Origin of the sequence: Agrobacterium tumefaciens (genome assembly GCF_005221385.1) — a bacterium.
GTDB lineage: Bacteria > Pseudomonadota > Alphaproteobacteria > Rhizobiales > Rhizobiaceae > Agrobacterium > Agrobacterium tomkonis.
Map to the genome: position 1 here is coordinate 656,179 of NZ_CP039903.1, position 17,659 is coordinate 673,837.

Annotated in this window: 21 protein-coding genes and 1 pseudogene; 19 read left to right on the forward strand and 3 right to left on the reverse strand. The window is 63.5% G+C overall.

The window, feature by feature from the left end; all coding sequences use genetic code 11:
* Positions 1–281 precede the first annotated feature (281 nt).
* The 7 genes from CFBP6623_RS03310 to CFBP6623_RS03340 all read left to right on the forward strand — a co-directional run bounded on the left by CFBP6623_RS03310 (position 282) and on the right by CFBP6623_RS03340 (position 5,386).
* Positions 282–1,448, forward strand: a complete 1,167-nt coding sequence (locus CFBP6623_RS03310; protein ID WP_080842200.1) for a phage portal protein — start codon at positions 282–284, stop codon at positions 1,446–1,448.
* A gap of 195 nt (positions 1,449–1,643) precedes the next feature.
* Complete coding sequence (locus CFBP6623_RS03315) at positions 1,644–1,964, forward strand: DUF6107 family protein (protein WP_046798657.1); 321 nt, start codon at positions 1,644–1,646, stop codon at positions 1,962–1,964.
* 46 nt (positions 1,965–2,010) lie between these two features.
* On the forward strand, positions 2,011–2,583 hold the full coding sequence (locus CFBP6623_RS03320) for an HK97 family phage prohead protease (RefSeq protein WP_046798658.1): 573 nt from the start codon (positions 2,011–2,013) through the stop codon (positions 2,581–2,583).
* Positions 2,584–2,619: 36 nt separating this feature from the next.
* Positions 2,620–3,888: a phage major capsid protein gene (locus CFBP6623_RS03325; RefSeq protein WP_046798659.1), complete on the forward strand. Its 1,269-nt coding sequence runs from the start codon at positions 2,620–2,622 to the stop codon at positions 3,886–3,888.
* 197 nt (positions 3,889–4,085) lie between these two features.
* On the forward strand, positions 4,086–4,655 hold the full coding sequence (locus CFBP6623_RS03330) for a head-tail connector protein (protein ID WP_046798660.1): 570 nt from the start codon (positions 4,086–4,088) through the stop codon (positions 4,653–4,655).
* A 3-nt stretch (positions 4,656–4,658) separates the two neighbouring features.
* A complete protein-coding gene (locus tag CFBP6623_RS03335) occupies positions 4,659–4,994 on the forward strand; it encodes a phage head closure protein (protein WP_046798661.1) in 336 nt (111 codons plus the stop codon).
* On the forward strand, positions 4,991–5,386 hold the full coding sequence (locus CFBP6623_RS03340; RefSeq protein ID WP_062653682.1) for a DUF3168 domain-containing protein: 396 nt from the start codon (positions 4,991–4,993) through the stop codon (positions 5,384–5,386). Before CFBP6623_RS03335 ends, CFBP6623_RS03340 begins: the two co-directional genes overlap by 4 nt.
* Positions 5,387–5,393: 7 nt before the next feature.
* Here the strand turns inward: CFBP6623_RS03340 and CFBP6623_RS03345 are convergent, their stop codons facing one another.
* Positions 5,394–6,593 carry an MFS transporter gene (locus tag CFBP6623_RS03345; RefSeq protein WP_046798663.1) on the reverse strand — a complete coding sequence of 400 codons (1,200 nt, stop codon included), beginning with the start codon at positions 6,591–6,593 and terminating at the stop codon, positions 5,394–5,396.
* A 94-nt stretch (positions 6,594–6,687) separates the two neighbouring features.
* Between CFBP6623_RS03345 and CFBP6623_RS03350 the strand changes: the two genes are divergently transcribed.
* The 3 genes and pseudogenes from CFBP6623_RS03350 (at position 6,688) to CFBP6623_RS27060 (ending at position 7,662) form a co-directional block, all read left to right on the forward strand.
* Complete coding sequence (locus CFBP6623_RS03350) at positions 6,688–7,095, forward strand: phage major tail protein, TP901-1 family (protein WP_046798664.1); 408 nt, start codon at positions 6,688–6,690, stop codon at positions 7,093–7,095.
* Positions 7,095–7,451, forward strand: a pseudogene (locus CFBP6623_RS03355) (gene transfer agent family protein); the annotation flags it as partial. The gene CFBP6623_RS03350 and the pseudogene CFBP6623_RS03355, both read left to right, overlap by 1 nt.
* A 52-nt stretch (positions 7,452–7,503) precedes the next feature.
* On the forward strand, positions 7,504–7,662 hold the full coding sequence (locus CFBP6623_RS27060) for a rcc01693 family protein (protein WP_232370431.1): 159 nt from the start codon (positions 7,504–7,506) through the stop codon (positions 7,660–7,662).
* A gap of 5 nt (positions 7,663–7,667) precedes the next feature.
* Here the strand turns inward: CFBP6623_RS27060 and CFBP6623_RS03365 are convergent, their stop codons facing one another.
* Complete coding sequence (locus tag CFBP6623_RS03365; protein ID WP_046798667.1) at positions 7,668–8,072, reverse strand: DUF2442 domain-containing protein; 405 nt, start codon at positions 8,070–8,072, stop codon at positions 7,668–7,670.
* A complete protein-coding gene (locus tag CFBP6623_RS03370; protein WP_046798948.1) occupies positions 8,065–8,292 on the reverse strand; it encodes a DUF4160 domain-containing protein in 228 nt (75 codons plus the stop codon). The genes CFBP6623_RS03365 and CFBP6623_RS03370 overlap by 8 nt, the downstream gene beginning before the upstream one ends.
* Before the next feature lie 112 nt (positions 8,293–8,404).
* Here CFBP6623_RS03370 and CFBP6623_RS03375 point away from each other — a divergent pair, with 112 nt between their 5' ends.
* The 9 genes from CFBP6623_RS03375 to CFBP6623_RS03415 all read left to right on the forward strand — a co-directional run bounded on the left by CFBP6623_RS03375 (position 8,405) and on the right by CFBP6623_RS03415 (position 17,584).
* On the forward strand, positions 8,405–8,986 hold the full coding sequence (locus tag CFBP6623_RS03375) for a phage tail tape measure protein (RefSeq protein WP_046798668.1): 582 nt from the start codon (positions 8,405–8,407) through the stop codon (positions 8,984–8,986).
* A gap of 44 nt (positions 8,987–9,030) precedes the next feature.
* Positions 9,031–9,669, forward strand: a complete 639-nt coding sequence (locus CFBP6623_RS03380; protein ID WP_046798669.1) for a TIGR02217 family protein — start codon at positions 9,031–9,033, stop codon at positions 9,667–9,669.
* The gene (locus CFBP6623_RS03385; RefSeq protein WP_046798670.1) at positions 9,666–10,550 is read left to right on the forward strand and encodes a DUF2163 domain-containing protein; all 885 of its coding nucleotides are present in this window, start codon (positions 9,666–9,668) and stop codon (positions 10,548–10,550) included. The genes CFBP6623_RS03380 and CFBP6623_RS03385 overlap by 4 nt, the downstream gene beginning before the upstream one ends.
* Positions 10,547–10,981, forward strand: a complete 435-nt coding sequence (locus CFBP6623_RS03390) for an NlpC/P60 family protein (RefSeq protein ID WP_046798671.1) — start codon at positions 10,547–10,549, stop codon at positions 10,979–10,981. Before CFBP6623_RS03385 ends, CFBP6623_RS03390 begins: the two co-directional genes overlap by 4 nt.
* Before the next feature lie 17 nt (positions 10,982–10,998).
* On the forward strand, positions 10,999–14,799 hold the full coding sequence (locus CFBP6623_RS03395; protein ID WP_080842198.1) for a baseplate multidomain protein megatron: 3,801 nt from the start codon (positions 10,999–11,001) through the stop codon (positions 14,797–14,799).
* 34 nt (positions 14,800–14,833) lie between these two features.
* On the forward strand, positions 14,834–15,040 hold the full coding sequence (locus tag CFBP6623_RS03400; protein WP_046798673.1) for a hypothetical protein: 207 nt from the start codon (positions 14,834–14,836) through the stop codon (positions 15,038–15,040).
* Between the two features lie 136 nt (positions 15,041–15,176).
* Complete coding sequence (locus tag CFBP6623_RS03405; RefSeq protein WP_003497070.1) at positions 15,177–15,431, forward strand: hypothetical protein; 255 nt, start codon at positions 15,177–15,179, stop codon at positions 15,429–15,431.
* A 91-nt stretch (positions 15,432–15,522) separates the two neighbouring features.
* Positions 15,523–16,194 (forward strand): response regulator transcription factor, encoded by a 672-nt coding sequence (locus CFBP6623_RS03410; protein WP_003509815.1) that lies wholly within the window; start codon positions 15,523–15,525, stop codon positions 16,192–16,194.
* The gene (locus CFBP6623_RS03415) at positions 16,184–17,584 is read left to right on the forward strand and encodes a sensor histidine kinase (RefSeq protein ID WP_046798674.1); all 1,401 of its coding nucleotides are present in this window, start codon (positions 16,184–16,186) and stop codon (positions 17,582–17,584) included. Before CFBP6623_RS03410 ends, CFBP6623_RS03415 begins: the two co-directional genes overlap by 11 nt.
* The last annotated feature ends 75 nt before the right edge of the window (positions 17,585–17,659 follow it).

Sequence of the window (17,659 nt, forward strand, 5' to 3'; positions counted from 1 at the left end):
CGTCCCGTTTCGCGGAAGTCGGCGCGAGATATTGCCGCTGTGCGGACAGGGTGCCTCACGCGCGACGTCATCCTTGGGCTTGTCCCAAGGATCTGATCAGGTCCAATAAAATCGAGACGTTGCAGATGCTCGGGACAGGCCCGAGCATGACGAAAGAGCTTTCAGGACGCCGTCAGAAATTTCAGGGTCTACCCCGTCGGTGAAAACCCCACACGGGCGCCGCCGCAGGCCACGCAGCCGCAGGCCACGCCGCCGCACGCCATCAAAACAAGGACAATTCCATGCGATTTCCGTTTTCCCTGCCGTGGCTGCGCCCGGCGGATGGCAGAGCCGTGCCCGAAAGCAAAATGACGGCGGGCGGCTTCATGGCGGTGGCGACGCAGGGCGGACAGGCCTTCTGGTCGGGCCGTTCTTATGCCGCGCTTGCCCGCGAAGGCTTCATGAAGAATCCCGTGGCGCACCGGGCCGCCCGCATGGTGGCAGAAGCGGCTGCATCGGTGAACTGGCTGCTTTATGATGGCGGCGAGGAAATCGCCGATCATCCGTTGCTGGCGCTCCTGACGAAGCCGGGCGCCCATATGGGCGGGCCGGATTTTTTCGAGGCGCTTTATGGCCACCTGATGCTGGCGGGAAACGCCTATGTCGAACCGCTGACGGTCGGCGGGCGTTTGCGGGAATTGCATCTGCTGCGGCCGGATCGGGTCAGTATCGTCGAGGGAGCGGATGGCTGGCCGGTGGCTTATGATTATCGCGCCGAAGGTCGCGCGTCGCGGCGCATCGCCGCCGAGCGCGACGGGCTGGGCCTGCTGCATCTGAAACTTTTCCATCCGCTGGATGACCGGGCGGGTTTTGCGCCGCTGGCCTCCGCAGGCGCCGCGCTTGATCTGCACAATGCCGCAAGTCAGTGGAACAAGCGCCTGCTGGACAATTCCGCCCGGCCTTCCGGTGCGCTGGTCTATCAGCCGAAGGAAGGCGGCAATCTGTCCACCGAGCAATATGAACGGCTGAAGCGCGAACTGGAAGAAGGGTATCAGGGTGCGATGAATGCCGGCCGCCCGCTGCTTCTGGAAGGCGGGCTGGACTGGAAGGCCATGGGCCTTTCACCGCGTGACATGGATTTTCTGGAAGCGCGCAACGGAGCCGCCCGCGATATCGCGCTGGCGCTTGGCGTGCCGCCGATGCTGATCGGCATTCCCGGCGACAACACCTATGCCAATTACCAGGAGGCGAACCGCGCCTTTTATCGCCTCACCGTACTGCCGCTCGTCAACCGCACGGCGGCAAGGCTGTGCGGCTGGCTCACGCCGGTCTTCGGCGCGGGGCTGCGTCTGGAACCGGACCTCGACAAGATCGCCGGGCTTGCCGGCGAGCGGGATGCGCTCTGGAGCCGTATCGGTGCGGCCTCGTTTCTGAGCGACGGGGAAAAACGCGAAGCCGTCGGTTACTGAGCGGGGAAACCGCGATCTCGCAGCCGTCTGTTTCTGCTGAACCATTTTCTGAAGTGGCGGATTCTTTTTGTGAGGTGTTCCGCCCAAGCTTCTCCGAAGATTCGTGAAATCACCCATCGCAGGCGCGCAAACAGCGCCTGCGGGCGACGCGGTGCGTTCGCCCGATTGCAACATCCTAAACCGGAATGATTACCCATGTCTGAATTCGCCAATGAGGCCGGCATCTGGGCCGCCCGCATCACCGGCGCCGTCGCGGGTGCCGGCGTGTCGCTCGTCTATCTGCTGCCGAAAAGCAAACGCGAAGCGGCGAGCCGTTTCATTACCGGGGTGTCCTGCGGCATGATCTTCGGCGGGCCGATCGGCCTGTGGATCGTACAGCAGCTCGACATTGCCGGCGCGCTTTCCGGCCGGGAAATCATGGTGGCGGGCTCCGCCGCCGCCAGCATGATGGCCTGGTGGGGGCTGGGCGTGATGGTGCGCGTGGCCAGCCACTACGGCACACGCCCGCGCAGCTGAATCCGCGCCGCAAGGCGGCTTCATTTTCACATCGCAGGAGTTTCCCATGCACGCCTATCGCGGGCCACGTCCCGCCACGCGCAAATTCGCCAGTCTGGAACTGCGCGGCATCGCCGGCGACGGCACGTTTTCCGGTTATGCCAGCGTCTTCGGCGAGGTAGATCTCGGCCGCGACGTGATCGAGCGCGGCGCTTTCCGCCGCTCCATCGAGGAACGGGGAGCGGCCGGCATCCGCATGCTCTACCAGCACGATCCGGCCGAGCCGATCGGCGCCTGGCGCACCATCCGCGAGGACGAGCGCGGGCTTTATGTCGAGGGCGTTCTGGCCCCCGGCGTCGCCCGCTCCTACGAGGTGCATTCGTTGATGAAGACCGGCGCGCTGGACGGGCTGTCGATCGGTTTCCGCACCGTTCGCTCGGGCAAGGCCGAACGCTCCGGTGTGCGGCGAATCCTGGAAGCCGATCTATGGGAAATCTCGGTCGTGACCTTTCCGATGCTGCCGTCGGCGCGGGTGTCCGACGTCAAACATGCCCGCTTCTTCCGTGACCGCGAGACCGAACTGGCGCGCACCATGCGTCGCGCCGCCCGCTCGCTGTTCGACACCGCCTTCAAACGCTGACTTCCCGACACGCATTTTCGAAACAAGGATAGCGACATGACAGACCAGATGACGAAACCGGCCGCAATGACCGTTGCGCCGCAGGTAAAGGCCGTGCCTGACACGATGACGGCGGCCTTCGACGAGTTCATGGAGGCCTTCGAGGCTTTCCGCGAAACCAACGACCAGCGGCTCAATGACATCGAACGCAAGATGGGTGCGGATATCGTGACCCGCGACAAGCTCGACCGTATCGACAGGGCGCTCGACGATAACAGGAGGATCATGGACGATCTGGCGCTCAAGAAGGCGCGGCCCGCTCTCGGACGGAAGGATGCGCTATCGCACGATGCCGAAGAGCATAAGGCGGCCTTCGAGGCCTATATTCGCCGGGGCGAGGAGGGCGCGCTGCGCGATCTGGAGGCCAAGGCCTTTGCCGGATCGAGCGGCGCCGATGGCGGCTTTCTGGTGCCGACTGAGACGGATGGCGAGATTGGCCGGCGCATGACGGCGATTTCACCGATCCGGGCGCTCGCCACCGTGCGGCAGGTGTCCACGGCCGTGCTGAAGAAACCCTTCGCCGCTGGCGGACTGGCCACCGGCTGGGTCTCCGAAACCGCGGCCCGTCCTGAAACGGCGACACCCAAGTTATCGGAGCTTTCTTTCCCGACCATGGAACTTTATGCCATGCCGGCCGCGACCCAGGGGCTGCTGGATGACGCGGCTGTCGATGTCGAGGCGTGGATCGCCTCGGAAGTGGATATCGCCTTTGCCGAACAGGAGGCGGCCGCTTTCATTGCCGGGGACGGTGTCAACAAACCGAAGGGTTTTCTCTCCTATACATCCGTTGCCAATGACAGCTGGAGTTGGGGCAATATCGGTTATGTCGCAACCGGTGTTTCGGCCGGTTTCGCTTCCGCAGGGCCGATGGATGTGCTGCTCGATGCCATCTATGGCCTGAAGGCCGGCCACCGCCAGAACGGCGCGTTCCTGATGAACCGCAAGACGCAATCGACGCTGCGCCGCTTCAAGGATACGACCGGCGCTTACCTGTGGCATCCGCCCGCCGCCGCCGGCCAGCCCGCATCGCTGATGGGCTTTCCGGTGACGGAGGCGGAAGACATGCCGAATGTCGCGGCCAACAGCTTCGCCATCGCCTTTGGCGATTTCCGCTCCGGTTATCTCGTCGTCGATCGTACCGGTGTGCGCATCCTGCGCGATCCCTATTCGGCCAAACCCTATGTGCTGTTCTACACCACCAAGCGCGTGGGCGGCGGCGTACAGAATTTCGAGGCGATCAAGCTGGTGAAATTCGGGGTGAATTGACCCTCGACGGTGCCGCTCGTTTCTTCTCCCCGTGGGGGAGAAGGTGGCCCAAAGGGCCGGATGAGGGGGCAACGTTGCCGGATACCATTACCCTTGCCCCCTCATCCCGCTGCCGCGGACTTCTCCCCCATGGGGAGAAGAAACTTGTTGCACCCGCTCGCTCATCCAGCCCGCAATTGCGTCATCCCGGAGACCCCATGACCTATGCCCTCATTCATCCGCCGCAGGCGGAGCCGTTGACGCTTTCCGAGGTCAAGGCGCATCTGCGCCTCGATAGCGGCGACGAAGACGTGCTTCTTGCCGCGCTCATCCGCACTGCCCGCGAGCATCTGGAGCGGGTGACCGGCCTTTGCCTGCTGCGCCAGACATGGCAGCTTTATCTCGACCGATGGCCGCAGACGGGTGTGATTCTGATTGGCAAGGGACCGGTGCAAACCATCGAAACGATTCTGGTTTTTGGCAGCGACGGGCGCGAGATCAATATCACCGCCGCTGATAAATTGCTGGATGGCGCAGCCCGTCCGGCAAGGCTGTGGCTGCGCGACCCGCCGGCCGCCGGACGGGTGATGAACGGTATCGAGATCGATTTCATCGCCGGCTACGGCGAGGCCGGTACGGATGTGCCGGATACGCTGAAACGCGCAATGCTGATGCATGTGGCCCAGATGTTTGCCTTTCGCGGCGCCGTCGCCCTGGAAAATCAGCCGGCAGCGGTTCCGGCCGGTTACGAGCGGCTGGTGTCGCCCTTCTGCCGCATGGGGCTTTGAGCCATGAACCTCGTTTTTCTCGATCCCGGCAAGCTGACGGCGCGGCTGGAGCTGGAAATGCGAATAGAGACGCCGGACGGGCAGGGCGGGGCGCTGGAAAGCTGGGATGTCCTGCGCTCGCTCTGGGCGGCGATCGAACCGGTTTCGGAGGCGTCCCATGAGCGGGCCTCGGCCGAGGGCGTGACGATCACCTATCGTGTCTGGCTGGCCTGGCGCAGCGATATCGCGGCTGGCATGCGCTTTCGCAAGGGCCGGCGCATTTTGGGCATCCGCACGGTGATGGACCCGGACGAGACCCGCCGCTTCATCGTCTGCCGCTGCGAGGAGGAAAGCCCGTGAGCGCCGCAAACGCACTTCTGAAGGCGGTTTTTGCAAGGTTGACGGGCGATGCGGTGCTCATGGCGCTGACATCGGGCGGCATCGTCGACCGGCTTTTGCCGCGCGCGCTTATGCCCTGCATCGTCATCGGCGAACTTGAAAGCCGGGATTATTCCACCGCGACGGAAAAAGCCGAGGAACATTTCCTGTCGCTGGAAATCTGCAGCGACGCCACCGGCCGTAAACAGGCGGGCGAAATCGCTGAAAGGGTGAAAACCCTGCTCGATGATGCCGCCCTTCCGCTCGCCAATGTCTCGCTGGTCAACCTGCAACTGCGCTCCTGCCGCTCGCGGCGCGAACCGAAGTCGCGGAACTTCGTCGCGGACATGCGTTTCCGGGCGGTAACGGAATAGCGCCGTTTCAGGAAGCCTGCCGGCGCATGGTTTTCCAAAGTACGACCAGCAGCACAAAGGAAATGCCGATAAGCACGGAGGCGATGGTCAGCATGGCCGAGACCCCGCCGCGATCCAGCGCCAGCGTGAAGATAACAGGCGCAAAGGCGATGGCAAGGTTTTGCGGCAGGGAGATACGCGCGGCCTGAAGGCCGTATTCTTCCGGCGAGAACACCGCCAGCGGCAACACGGCCCGGCTGACGGTGAGTACGCCTGCGCCAAAACCGAAGAATACGATGAAGCCGATGAAAGCCGGCATGGCCGGCGCAAAGGCCAGCAACAGCATGAGCGACAGGAGCAGCAGACAGAAGCCGATCATGGCGGTGACGAACGGGTTGCCGTGTTTGCCAAGCAGGAAATCCAGTCCGCGCGCGGTGATCGCAAGCACGCTGCGCGCTGATGCCAGCTGCACGGCCAGCGATTGCGTTGCCCCCGCCTGCACCAGCAGCAATGGCAGGAGCGGTGACAGGCCAAAGGTCGTAAACGCGCTGATCGTTGTCATCGCGGCCAGAAGCACGAAGGCGCGGCGTGTATCGACGGGCGGGGGCAAAGCCCCGGCCACCTCCCGCGAACCCGTGGCCGTGCGGGCCGGCCGCCCGGGAAGAACGAAGACGTAGAGAGGCAGAAGCACCAGGAGCTGTAGACAGGCATAGGCGACAAGCGTGCCGCGCCAGCCGAGATGCTGGTCGGCAAGCGCGGTGACCGGCAGGAAAACCGCTGCCGAAAGCCCGGTAAACAGCATCAGCAGCGTCAGCAACCGGCCGCTTTCTGCACCGACACGCTCCACCACCGCGGCATGGGCCGCCGTCGTCAAACCACAGGTGGCGGCAAAACCGATCACGGCCCAGCCGAGCAGATAGCTCGCCACACCGCCCGCAAAGGCGAGCACGGCAAAACCGGCGGCAAACAGCAATGAACCCGCCACGAGCACGGGTGCCGCGCCGTGGCGCACCAGCGTTCTTCCCAGAAGCGGGCCGCAGAGCGCGCTGATTGTCATCATCACGGTGAGGCCGGCGAAAACCGCCTCGTTGGCGATGGCGAGATCGCGCCCAATCCGTGGGCCGAGCACGGCCAGCATGTCGAACCCGCTGCCCCAGCTGATGATCTGCCCAACCGCAAGCACGCCGATAAGGCGCGCGCGGGACGGGAAGGGGGCGGCTTCGGACATGATGAAAATCGCGGGTGCGAGATGCGGAGGAAATAATTGGTATCAGGCCGATTGCGACCCGGCAACATCAATCCAAACTATAAGGAGAACACCCATGGTGGCGCAGAAGGGCAAGGACCTGCTGCTGAAGATCAACAATGCCGGTTCCTATGTGACCGTGGCAGGACTGAGAACAAAGCGGCTGGCCTTCAACGCGCAGGCCGTGGACATAACCGATGGCGAAAGCGCCGGGCGCTGGCGAGAGCTTCTGGGCGGCGCCGGCGTGCAGCGGGCGTCGCTGACGGCCTCCGGCATCTTCAAGGACGGAGGGAGTGACGCGCTGGTACGCAGTGTATTTTTCACAGGCGCCATTCCGGGCTGGCAGATCGTCATCCCCGATTTTGGTACCGTAACCGGACCGTTCCAGATCGTCGCGCTTGAATATTCCGGCCGCCATGATGGCGAGGTGCAATTCGAGATCGCGCTGGAATCTGCCGGTTCTCTCACATTCGGAGCGCTGTGATGCCGCAGGGTTTACGTTATGGGCGGGCGAACCGCCATCGCGGCGAGATCGAGGCGCTGATCGACGGCGAAAGGCGCATTCTTTGCCTGACGCTCGGGGCGCTGGCCGAACTCGAAACCGCCTTTCAGGCCGATGATCTCACCGCACTCGCTGAACGCTTCGCGACCGGGCGCATGAAGGCCGCCGACATGATCCGGGTCATCGGTGCGGGCCTGCGTGGCGCCGGCAACACGTTTTCCGATGAGGACGTGGCGATGGCGACCGCCGAGGGTGGCATTGCAGGCCATGCCGCGATGGTCGCCGATCTTCTGGCCGCCACCTTCGGCGGCCCGAAAGGAGAAACACAGCCGGACCCTTGGCGCCGCAGCAGGCGAAGCGAGACCGCGCCCTTTCCCTTGGGAGGCGGTCATCCATGCCGGCTTCTGCCTGCTGCGGCTTTCCTCCGAAACCTTCTGGCGGCTGACGCCGAGGGAGTTCTTCGCGATGACGGGGGGCGCGCGTGCCATCTCCCGCAGCCCCGATCGTCAGGCGATGGAGGCGATGATGCGGCTGTTTCCGGACGGGTGACGGTATCAAGGTATTTTTCGCGGACGGCCACCCTTTGCACCATTGGCACGGCTGGCCGCTGCCTTCGCCGGCGAGCGGGATTGGCCGCCCTTGCGTTGGGCTTCCATGAATATACGGCTGCCGAAAATGCCGTTCATCAGTCCACTGATTGTGTAATCGACATCGAGGCTTTCCCAATGCAGGCCGGTCTCGCCGAGAAGCTCGACTTCAGCCAGCTGTTGCATGTTGGCATCCTGCAGGCCTTCCAGTGCCCGGGCCGGAAACATGAAGCAGGCGCCATTGGTAAAATCGACGATGACGCGGGCGGATGCCGCTTCGAAACGCACGGAGACCGGAATAGGGCGTTCCACACGTTCCTGCTGCCAGCGCTCCTTGGCGGCGGCAAGTTCGGCATCGCTGACGTCAACCATGATATCGTCTCCAGGTTTGCATAAACAGCATCCGGTTCTCCTCGATCACTGTAACGGCACGTCGTACATCCCGGTCCGACATGCCGCCCTGCGTGAGAACGGTGAGGCTGACGAGGTCGATGCGGGCTTCACCCTCTCCGTAGACATGCGCATGCGGCGGCTCGTGATCGGCCGTATAGATGACAAAACGCATGCCATGCTGTCGCAGAACCGTGACCATGAAAACCATAACCCAACAAGCCGGGTTTTTAAAGAGCTTTGGCTGAATAGCTGCTTTTTGAAAGCTGTTTCAGCAGCATGCATTCCCCAGTTGAATCAGAAAGGCAAGCGCGATGGCAGGCGAAGGATCGATTGCGGAGAACCGCGAGGAGGCTGAGGCGCTTGCGGATGTGATGGGCGATCTAGAAAAGCGCTCCGAGCGGTTCGGGGCGGCTTTGACCAGCGCCCTGCAGGCGGCAACGATGGGTGGCAAGGGGCTGGATGATGTGTTGCGCGGGCTCGGCGAACGCCTGTCCGGCATGGCGCTTTCGGCCGGTTTGAAGCCGCTGGAGAATTTGATCGGCAATGCCGTTGGCGGGCTTTTGAACGGTGGCGGCTCCTTGTTTGCCTTTGCCGATGGCGGGGTGCCGGGGCGCAGCATCACGCCTTTTGCCGATGGCGGCGTGGTGTCCAGCCCTGCCTTTTTTCCGATGGGCGGTGGGCTCGGCCTGATGGGTGAGGCGGGAGCGGAGGCGATCCTGCCGCTGAAGCGTGGCTCGGACGGCGCGCTGGGTGTGGCGGCTCCGGCGGGCGGTGGCGGTGCGCAGATCGTCTTCAACGTGACGGCCACCGATGCGGTGAGTTTTAGAAAAAGCGAAGGCCAGATCGCCGCCATGCTGGCGCGGAGCGTCGGGCGCGGCCAGCGCGGTTTGTGACCATCGACCTTTCAACACAGCAAAAAGATTCGTGGAACAACGACATGGCGGCATTTCATGAAGTGCGGTTTCCGCTGAGGCTGGCGCTCGGTGTGAGCGGTGGGCCGGTGCGGCGGACCGATATCGTCAATCTTTCCAATGGCCGGGAGAGCCGCAACCAGCGCTGGAAGAATGCGCGGCGCGCTTATGACGCCGGGTCCGGCATCCGTTCGGTGGCCGATCTTTACGAGGTGCTCGCCTTTTTTGAGGCGCGGCGCGGTGAGCTTTATGGTTTCCGCTTTCGTGATCCCGTCGATTGCAAATCCTGCCCGCCAGGCGGGACACCCGCCGCCACAGATCAGAGGATCGGCACCGGTGACGGCGCAACGGCGCAGTTTCAGCTGGTGAAAACCTATGCCGATGCCGGCGGCGCCTTCATCAGGCGGGTGGAAAAGCCGGTCGAAGGGTCTGTCTTCGTTTCGGTCGAGGGCGTGCGTGTCCCGCCATCAGATGTGTCGGTGGATCATGTAACCGGCACGGTGACGTTTCGCGCCGGCAAGCTTCCATCCGCCGGTGCGGCGATCCGTGCTGGTTTCGAATTCGACGTCCCGGTGCGCTTTGCGATCGATCGCATCGACGTCAATCTCACCGCCTTCGAGGCGGGCCGCATTCCCTCCATTCCATTGATGGAAATCCTGCCATGAAGACCGTTCCTCCCGCCCTTGCCACGCATCTGCTGGGCGATGCCACCACCACCTGCCATTGCTGGAAGGTGACGCTGAAGGATGGCGTCGTGATCGGCTTTACCGACCACGATGAGACGCTCTCCTTTGCCGGAACGGCCTATCTGGCCGCCAGCGGTTTCGGGGCGAGCGACAGCGACAGCGAAACCGGGCTGGGCGCGAGCACCGGCGAGGTGGCCGGCGGTTTTTCCAGCGAGGCGATTTCGGAAGATGATCTCGCCACAGGCCGTTTCGATGGCGCGAGAGTGGAGCTTTTTCTCGTCAACTGGCAGGTGCCGGATGAGCATGTGCTGCTGTCCATCCGCGAAATCGGCGAAGTGACGCGGGCCGGCGGGGCGTTTCGCGCCGAACTGCGCAGCCTTGCCCATCGCCTCGGCCAGCCGCAGGGCCGGGTTTATGGGCGGGGTTGCGATGCCGCACTTGGTGACCGGCGCTGCGGCGTCGATCTTTCGCGGTTTACCGGCAATGGCAGCGTGGCGGCGGTGGATGCGGCGGACAATCTGCTGGTCTTCGGGCTTGACGCTTTCACTGACGGTTTTTTCAGTCGGGGAAAGTTGCGGTTTAAAAGCGGTACACTCGCCGGCAAAGGTTTTGATCTCGACGTCCACGCGCGGCGCGACGGCGGTACGCTTCTGTCCTTCTGGCTTTCGCCGGAACGGATGCCATTGCCGGGAGACGGCTTTTCCATCACCGCCGGCTGCGACAAGAGTTTCGGCACGTGCAGGGCAAAATTCGCCAATCATCTGAATTTCAGGGGCTTTCCGCACCTGCCGGGGGCGGATTTCGCCTATTCTTACGCGAGCGGCGGCCAGACCCATGATGGAACGGCACTGTTTCCATGAATGACACCGGAGGAAAAGTGCTGGCGGTGGCGCAGGGCTGGATCGGCACGCCCTACCGGCATCAGGCCTCGTTAAAGGGTGTCGGCTGCGATTGCTTGGGCCTCGTCCGTGGCATCTGGCGTGAACTTTACGGCGCGGAGCCGGAATTGCTGCCGCCCTATGCGCCCGATTGGGCCGAGCGCGCCGGTGAAGACCGGCTGATGGGCGCGGCAAAGCGCCACTTTCTTCCGCTGCCGGGCATGGAACAGGCGCAGCCGGGCGACCTGCTGCTGTTTCGCTGGCGGGCCGATGCGCCGGCGAAACATCTCGGCATCCTCGCCGGGCCTCAGCATTTCATCCATGCCTATGAACAGGCGGCGGTGGTGTGTTCCGCGCTGGTGCCGGGCTGGAAACGGCGCATCGCCGGCACTTTCCGTTTTCCCGATCTCTGAACCGTATCGAGGCGACCATGGCGACCATAGTTTTTCAGGCGGCGGGTGCGGCGCTCGGCGGCATTTTCGGCCCCGTGGGCGCCATCATTGGCCAGGCAGCGGGTGCACTGGCGGGCAATGCCGTCGACCGCGCATTGCTGTCCAGCGGGCGAACCGTCTCGGGCGCACGGCTTTCGACGGCGCGTATTCCGGGCGCGGACGAAGGGGCGGCGGTCAACCGGCTTTACGGCACGGCGAGGATCGGCGGCACGCTGATCTGGGCGACGCGGTTTGAAGAAAGCATCGAGGTGGAGCGGCGCGGCAGCAAGGGCAATCGCGGCCCGAAGGTTGAGACCTATCGTTATTTCGCCAATCTCGCCATTGGCCTTTGCGAAGGCGAGGCGGCCATGGTGCGGCGCATCTGGGCCGATGGACGCGAAGTTGATCTTACCGGCATCGAGATGCGCTTTTATCCCGGCAGCGAAACGCAATTGCCCGATCCGCTGATCGAGGCAAAACAGGGGAGCGGCAACGCCCCGGCCTTTCGCGGGCTGGCCTATGTGGTGTTCGAGCGCCTGCCGCTCGACGGCTATGGCAATCGTATTCCGCTGATACAGTTCGAGGTGGTGCGGCCGGTTGGCCGGCTGGAAAAATCGATCCGCGCCATCACCGTCATTCCTGGGGCAACCGAACATGGTTACGCAACGGTGCCGGTTTCCGAGCGCACCGGCATGGGGCAAAGCCGCATCATGAACCGCAACGGCTTGACCGCAGCCACGGACTGGCAGGCGGCCATCGACGAATTGCAGGCGCTTTGCCCCAATCTGCAAAGCGTGGCGCTGGTGGTGAGCTGGTTCGGCACGGATATGCGGGCGGGTAAATGCCGCATTCTGCCCGGCGTGGAAGTGGCGGCCCGCGATGGCGAAACGGCGCCATGGTCGGTTGCCGGCCTTCCGCGCGGTGAGGCGCATCCGGTCAGCCATCATGGCGGCGGCCCGGCCTATGGCGGCACGCCTGATGATGAAAGCGTGCTGCAGGCGATAGCCGACCTCAAGTCTCGTGGATTGAAGGTTTGCCTTTATCCCTTTGTGATGATGGATGTGCCCGCCGGCAATGGTCTGCCGGATCCCTATGGCAAGGGCGAACAGGACGCTTATGGCTGGCGCGGGCGCATCACCTGTTTTCCGGCACCCGGCAGGCTCGGCTCTCCCGACCGCAATGCTGCGGCGCGCAGGGAGGTTGAGCGGTTTTGCCACCGCGAAGAGGGTTACCACCGCATGGTGCTGCATTATGCGGCCCTGACAGCCAAGGCGGGCGGGGTGGATGCTTTCCTGATCGGCTCCGAGCTGCGTGGTCTGACGCGCCTGCGCGATGAGAACGATGCCTTCCCCTTTGTCGAGGAACTGGTGCGGCTGGCGGGTGATGTACGCGCCATCATGGGACCGGCGGTAAAGCTGACCTATGCGGCGGACTGGAGCGAATATTTCGGCCATCAGCCGGCGGATGGCTCGGGTGATGTGTTTTTCCATCTCGATCCGCTCTGGGCGAGCCATGATATCGACGCCATCGGCATCGACAACTACATGCCGCTCTCCGACTGGCGCGACGAGGACGTCGCAAACGGCAATCCGGATGGCATGGCCGGTGCTGATGATGCCAGCGCCTTCCGCCGCGCCATCACGGCGGGTGAGGGTTTCGACTGGTATTATGCCAGCGATGCCGACCGCGCAGCGCGGCGACGCACGCCCATCACCGACGGGCTGAGCAAAAAGCCATGGGTCTTTCGCTACAAGGACATCGGGAACTGGTGGGAAAACCTCCATTACGACCGGGTGCGGGGTGTGGAGAAATCGACACCCACCGCATGGGTGCCCGGCTCGAAGCCGATCTGGTTCACCGAACTCGGCTGCCCGGCGGTGGACAAGAGTGCTGCGCGCCCGAATGTCTTTCCCGATCCGAAATCGGCGGAAAACGCCTTTCCCTATTTCTCCCGCCGGAACCGGGCAGACAGCCAGCAGCGGCGGTTTCTGGAAGCGCATCTCGACCATTGGGATCAAGGCGATGCGGCGATGGTGGATAAAAACCGGGTCTATCTGTGGACCTGGGATGCGCGACCCTTTCCCGCCTTTCCGCAGAATGGCGCTGTGTGGAGTGATGGCGGCAACTGGCGCACCGGCCACTGGCTGAATGGCCGGCTTGGAACGGCGACGCTTGCCGATACCATCGCCGCCATCCTCACCGATCACGGCTTTTCCGCTTTCGACGTCTCCGCCGTCAGCGGCGACATGACCGGGTACGTGCAGGGCGACGTGACCTCGGCCCGCAACCTGCTGGAGCCGCTGATGGCGGCGTTTCAGCTGGATGTGGCGGAGGACGGCGGCACCCTGCGCTTCCGTTCACGCAATACGGCAGTTTTGCCCGCCAGAGATATTTCCGTGCTTGCCGATCTCGATGACGAGCCGCTCTGGTCGGAAAATCGCGGTCATGACAGCGATTTCGCCGCTGAAGCCGTGCTGACCTCGTTCAATCCGACGCTGGACTACGAACAGGCGAGCGCGCGTTCCCGCCGCATCGACAATGCCGGCAGCCGGGTGATGCGGCTCGACCTCAACGCCGCCTTGCCGGCGGAAACGGCGCAAGCCGCCGTCGAAGCGGTGCTGCGAGACAACCGTCAGGCGCGGCGCACCGTGCGTTTTGCCCTGCCGCCCGCCGATATAACCCTCGAACCCGGTGATTGCATCCGTCTGCTGGAGGACGCCTTGCCGCAGGCTCCGCCAGGCCGGTTTCTGGTCAGCCGGATCGAGGATGGCGCGGTGCGGCAGGTGGAGGCACGCGCCTTTTCCGCAGCTGTTTCGGCTTTTGCCGGCGTGGTGGATGAGCGGCGCGCCGGCAGTGCAAGCGGTGCTGAGGGTTTTGCCCCGGAAGTGCTGTTTCTCGACCTGCCGTACCATGATGGCGTCGCGCCGGAGCGTTCGGCGCGGATCGCAGCCTTCGCAAGGCCATGGCGGCCAATCGTCGTTTCCGCATCCTCGGGCACGGAAGGTTATCGGCAACGCGCCGTGCTCGATCAGCCGGCCATGATCGGGGCACTGGCGATGCCGCTTTTGCCCGGCCCCCCGGGCCGTTTCGACCGGACGAATACCTTCCTGATCGACCTGCCCTTCGGTGGGCTCGGCTCGGCAAACGAACTGTCGGTGCTGAACGGCGAGAACCGCATCGCAATCAAGGCCGCAAACGGCGTCTGGGAGATCGTCGCTTTCGCAAAGGCCGAAGAAATTGCGCCCAAGCGCTGGCGGCTCTCCGTCCTCCTGCGCGGGCTGGCGGGCACGGAAGATGGGTTGGCTGCCGGCGCGCCCGCAGGCGCACCGGCGGTGATGCTGGACGCGGCGGTGCAGCCGCTCGGCCTTGCCGCGAGCGAGCGTGGGCGGCGGCTGAACTGGATCGTCGAGGCGGCAGGAAAGGCGGGCGCTTCGGCCGGGCCTTTCGCATTCGAGGGCGGATTGCGGGCGCAGATGCCGCTTTGCCCGGTGCATCTTTCCGCCGAACGGAAAAAGGATGGCGTGCTGATCCGATGGAAGCGCCGGAGCCGGATGGAGGCCGATGGCTGGGATGCGAGCGACATCCCGCTGGACGAGCCTTTCGAGCGATATCGTGTCGAGGTGCTGGAAGGCGAGGCCGTCAAACGAGTGGCGGAGGTCTCCGAACCCCTTTGGTTCTACCCTGTCGCGGCCGAACGCACAGATTTCCCGGTCCTGCGGGATCACATTTCCGTGCGTGTCCGCCAGCTCGGCCGCGCGGTGCCTCTGGGAGTGGCGGCGCAAGCCTTTCTCCCGCTCTGACAACTGCCTGAAAAACAACGAAAAGGATGAGAGAATGGACAGCACCAAGGCATGGTATCAATCACGCACGATCTGGGGGGCGCTGATTGCGGTTTTTGCGCCGCTTTTCAGCATTGCCGGCCTCGATCTGCCGGCCGGCCTGCACGGCGAGCTGGCCGAAGGGCTGGTAACGGTTGCGGGCGGAATTGGCGGCCTGATCGCACTTTATGGCCGTCTTTCGGCAACCCGCGCCATCCGCTGACGATTACCGCAGCAGCAGAGCCCCCGCCGCAGCTCCTGGCGGCGGGGGTAGCATTCATTTGCCATTCAGACGCTTTGCGCTACATATTCGGTCACAATAAGGTTCGAGACGCACCCGGTTTTTGGAAGTTTGTAGAATGGCATCACCTCTCATCATCGCGACGCTTGCAGCCGGGCTTTCCGGTTTCACGGCGCCCGAGGCTGATCTGCAGGGCCACTACATTCTGGCCGCCAGCGATTGCGGCGCAGCCGTCGCCCGTGTTGTGCGCGAAACCGGTGGCCAGCTTCTTTCGGTCTATCCTTCCGGTGACGGTCAGTCCTGTGTCGTCACCGTTCTCGTCCAGGGCAATGGTGAGCGACCGCGCAAGGTAACGATGCGCGTGCCGATGTAGCTTGCCCGCATCGCCGAAATATCGGAAAACAAACCGAGACACTTAGCATGACCGGAACGCAGGCGGGCCGGGACACAGGAAAGGGCGGACAATGCGTATTCTCGTGGTTGAGGATGATGCCAATCTCAATCGTCAGCTGACCGATGCGCTGAAAGAGGCCGGTTATGTTGTCGATCAGGCATTTGACGGCGAGGAAGGGCATTATCTCGGCGATACCGAACCCTATGACGCCATCGTCCTCGATATCGGCCTGCCGCAGCTGGATGGTATCACTGTCGTTGAAAAATGGCGTGCGGCCGGCAAGGCCATGCCGGTCCTCATCCTCACCGCCCGCGATCGCTGGAGCGACAAGGTCGCAGGCATCGATGCCGGCGCCGACGATTACGTCACGAAGCCTTTCCATGTGGAAGAAGTGCTTGCCCGCGTGCGCGCGCTCATCCGCCGCGCCGCCGGCCACGCTTCCTCCGAACTGGTCTGCGGCCCGGTCAGGCTGGACACCAAATCCTCCAAGGCGACCGTCAACGGCACAACGCTGAAGCTCACCTCGCACGAGTTCCGCCTGCTGTCCTATCTCATGCATCACATGGGCGAGGTTGTCTCGCGCACGGAACTGGTCGAACATATGTACGATCAGGATTTCGACCGCGATTCCAACACGATCGAGGTGTTTGTCGGACGTTTGCGCAAGAAGCTCGGGGTTGATCTGATCGAGACGATCCGTGGTCTCGGTTACCGGATGCAAGCGCCGGCAGATGCGAAGTAATTCTCTCACCGCCCGCGTTCTGCTGCTCGCGTCTGCCTGGTCGGCTCTGGCGCTGGTGGTGATCGCCGTCGTGATTTCGACGCTTTACCGGCAGGGGGTGGAGCGCAGCTTCACCGACCTTCTGCGGGCGCAGCTTTATAACGTCATCAACTCCGTGACGATTTCCAACGAGAATACGCTGGCCGGCAGCCCGCAGCTCGGCGATCTCCGGTTTTCGCAGCCCGATACCGGCTGGTACTGGGTTGTCGAGCCACTCGGCAATTTCCAGACCGCGCCGCTGGTTTCTTCTTCGCTCGGCGTGTCGACGCTGCCGGTGCCGAGCATTCTCGACGCACCCTTCGACAACAGATACGAGCGCTTTTATGCGGTTACCGACGAGGCCGGCAACAAGGTGCGCGTGGCGGAAACGGAAGTGGTGCTTGACGGTGAGGGGCGGGCGGCGCGTTTCCGCGTTTCCGGCAATCTGAATGTCGTGGAAGACGATGTGCGCGATTTCTCCAACAGCCTCTATCTGGCGCTGGCCGTCTTTGGTGTCGGCAGTCTCGTCGTCAACGGCCTTGCCATTCTCTACAGTCTGCGGCCGCTCGATCAGGCCCGCGTCGCGCTCGGCAAGATAAGAGGCGGGGAGGCGGAGAGCCTCGAAGGTGAATTCCCGCGTGAAATCCAGCCGCTGGCCAATGAAGTCAATGCGCTGATCGACAGCAACCGCCGGCTTGTGGAGCGTGCCCGCATGCAGGTCGGCAATCTCGCGCATTCGCTGAAAACACCGATTGCCGTTCTTCTGAACGAGGCCCGCACGCTGGAGCCGCAGCATGGCGATCTGGTGCGCGCGCAGGCCGACGCCATGCAGGCGCAGGTGCAATCCTATCTTTCCCGCGCCCGCATCGCCGCCCAGCGCGGCTCGATCCTTGCTCGCGTGGAAGCGGAGCCGGCGCTGGAACGGCTGGTGCGTGTGATGCGCCGCCTGAACCCCGAAAAACAGTTCGTGCTGAATTTCGAGCAACCGGGCGCAGTACTCGGCATGGAACAGCAGGATCTGGAAGAGGTCGTCGGCAACCTTCTGGAAAATGCCGCACGTTTTGCGCAGACCAGAGTGGTCGTCACGCTTGCCACCGGCACGCACCCTTCCTCCGATGCCGAAATCGGCCGCCGTTCATGGGTGGAGCTGACGGTTGAGGATGACGGGCCGGGGCTGGAGCCGGAACAGATCAGCGAGGCGATGAAGCGCGGCCGCAGGCTTGATGAGAGCCGTCCGGGCACCGGGCTCGGCTTGTCGATCGTTTCCGAGGTGGTGTCAGAGTACCATGGCCGCTTTTCGCTGTCGCGCAGCGCCATCGGCGGGCTGAAAGCCGATCTGATTTTGCCGGGCCTTTCGAAAGAGCTTGCGTGAGGCAAGAAAAAAGGCAAGAAATTCAATGGCGCCATATCAGAGCATTTCCAGGAAAAGTGGATCCCGGTTTTCCGT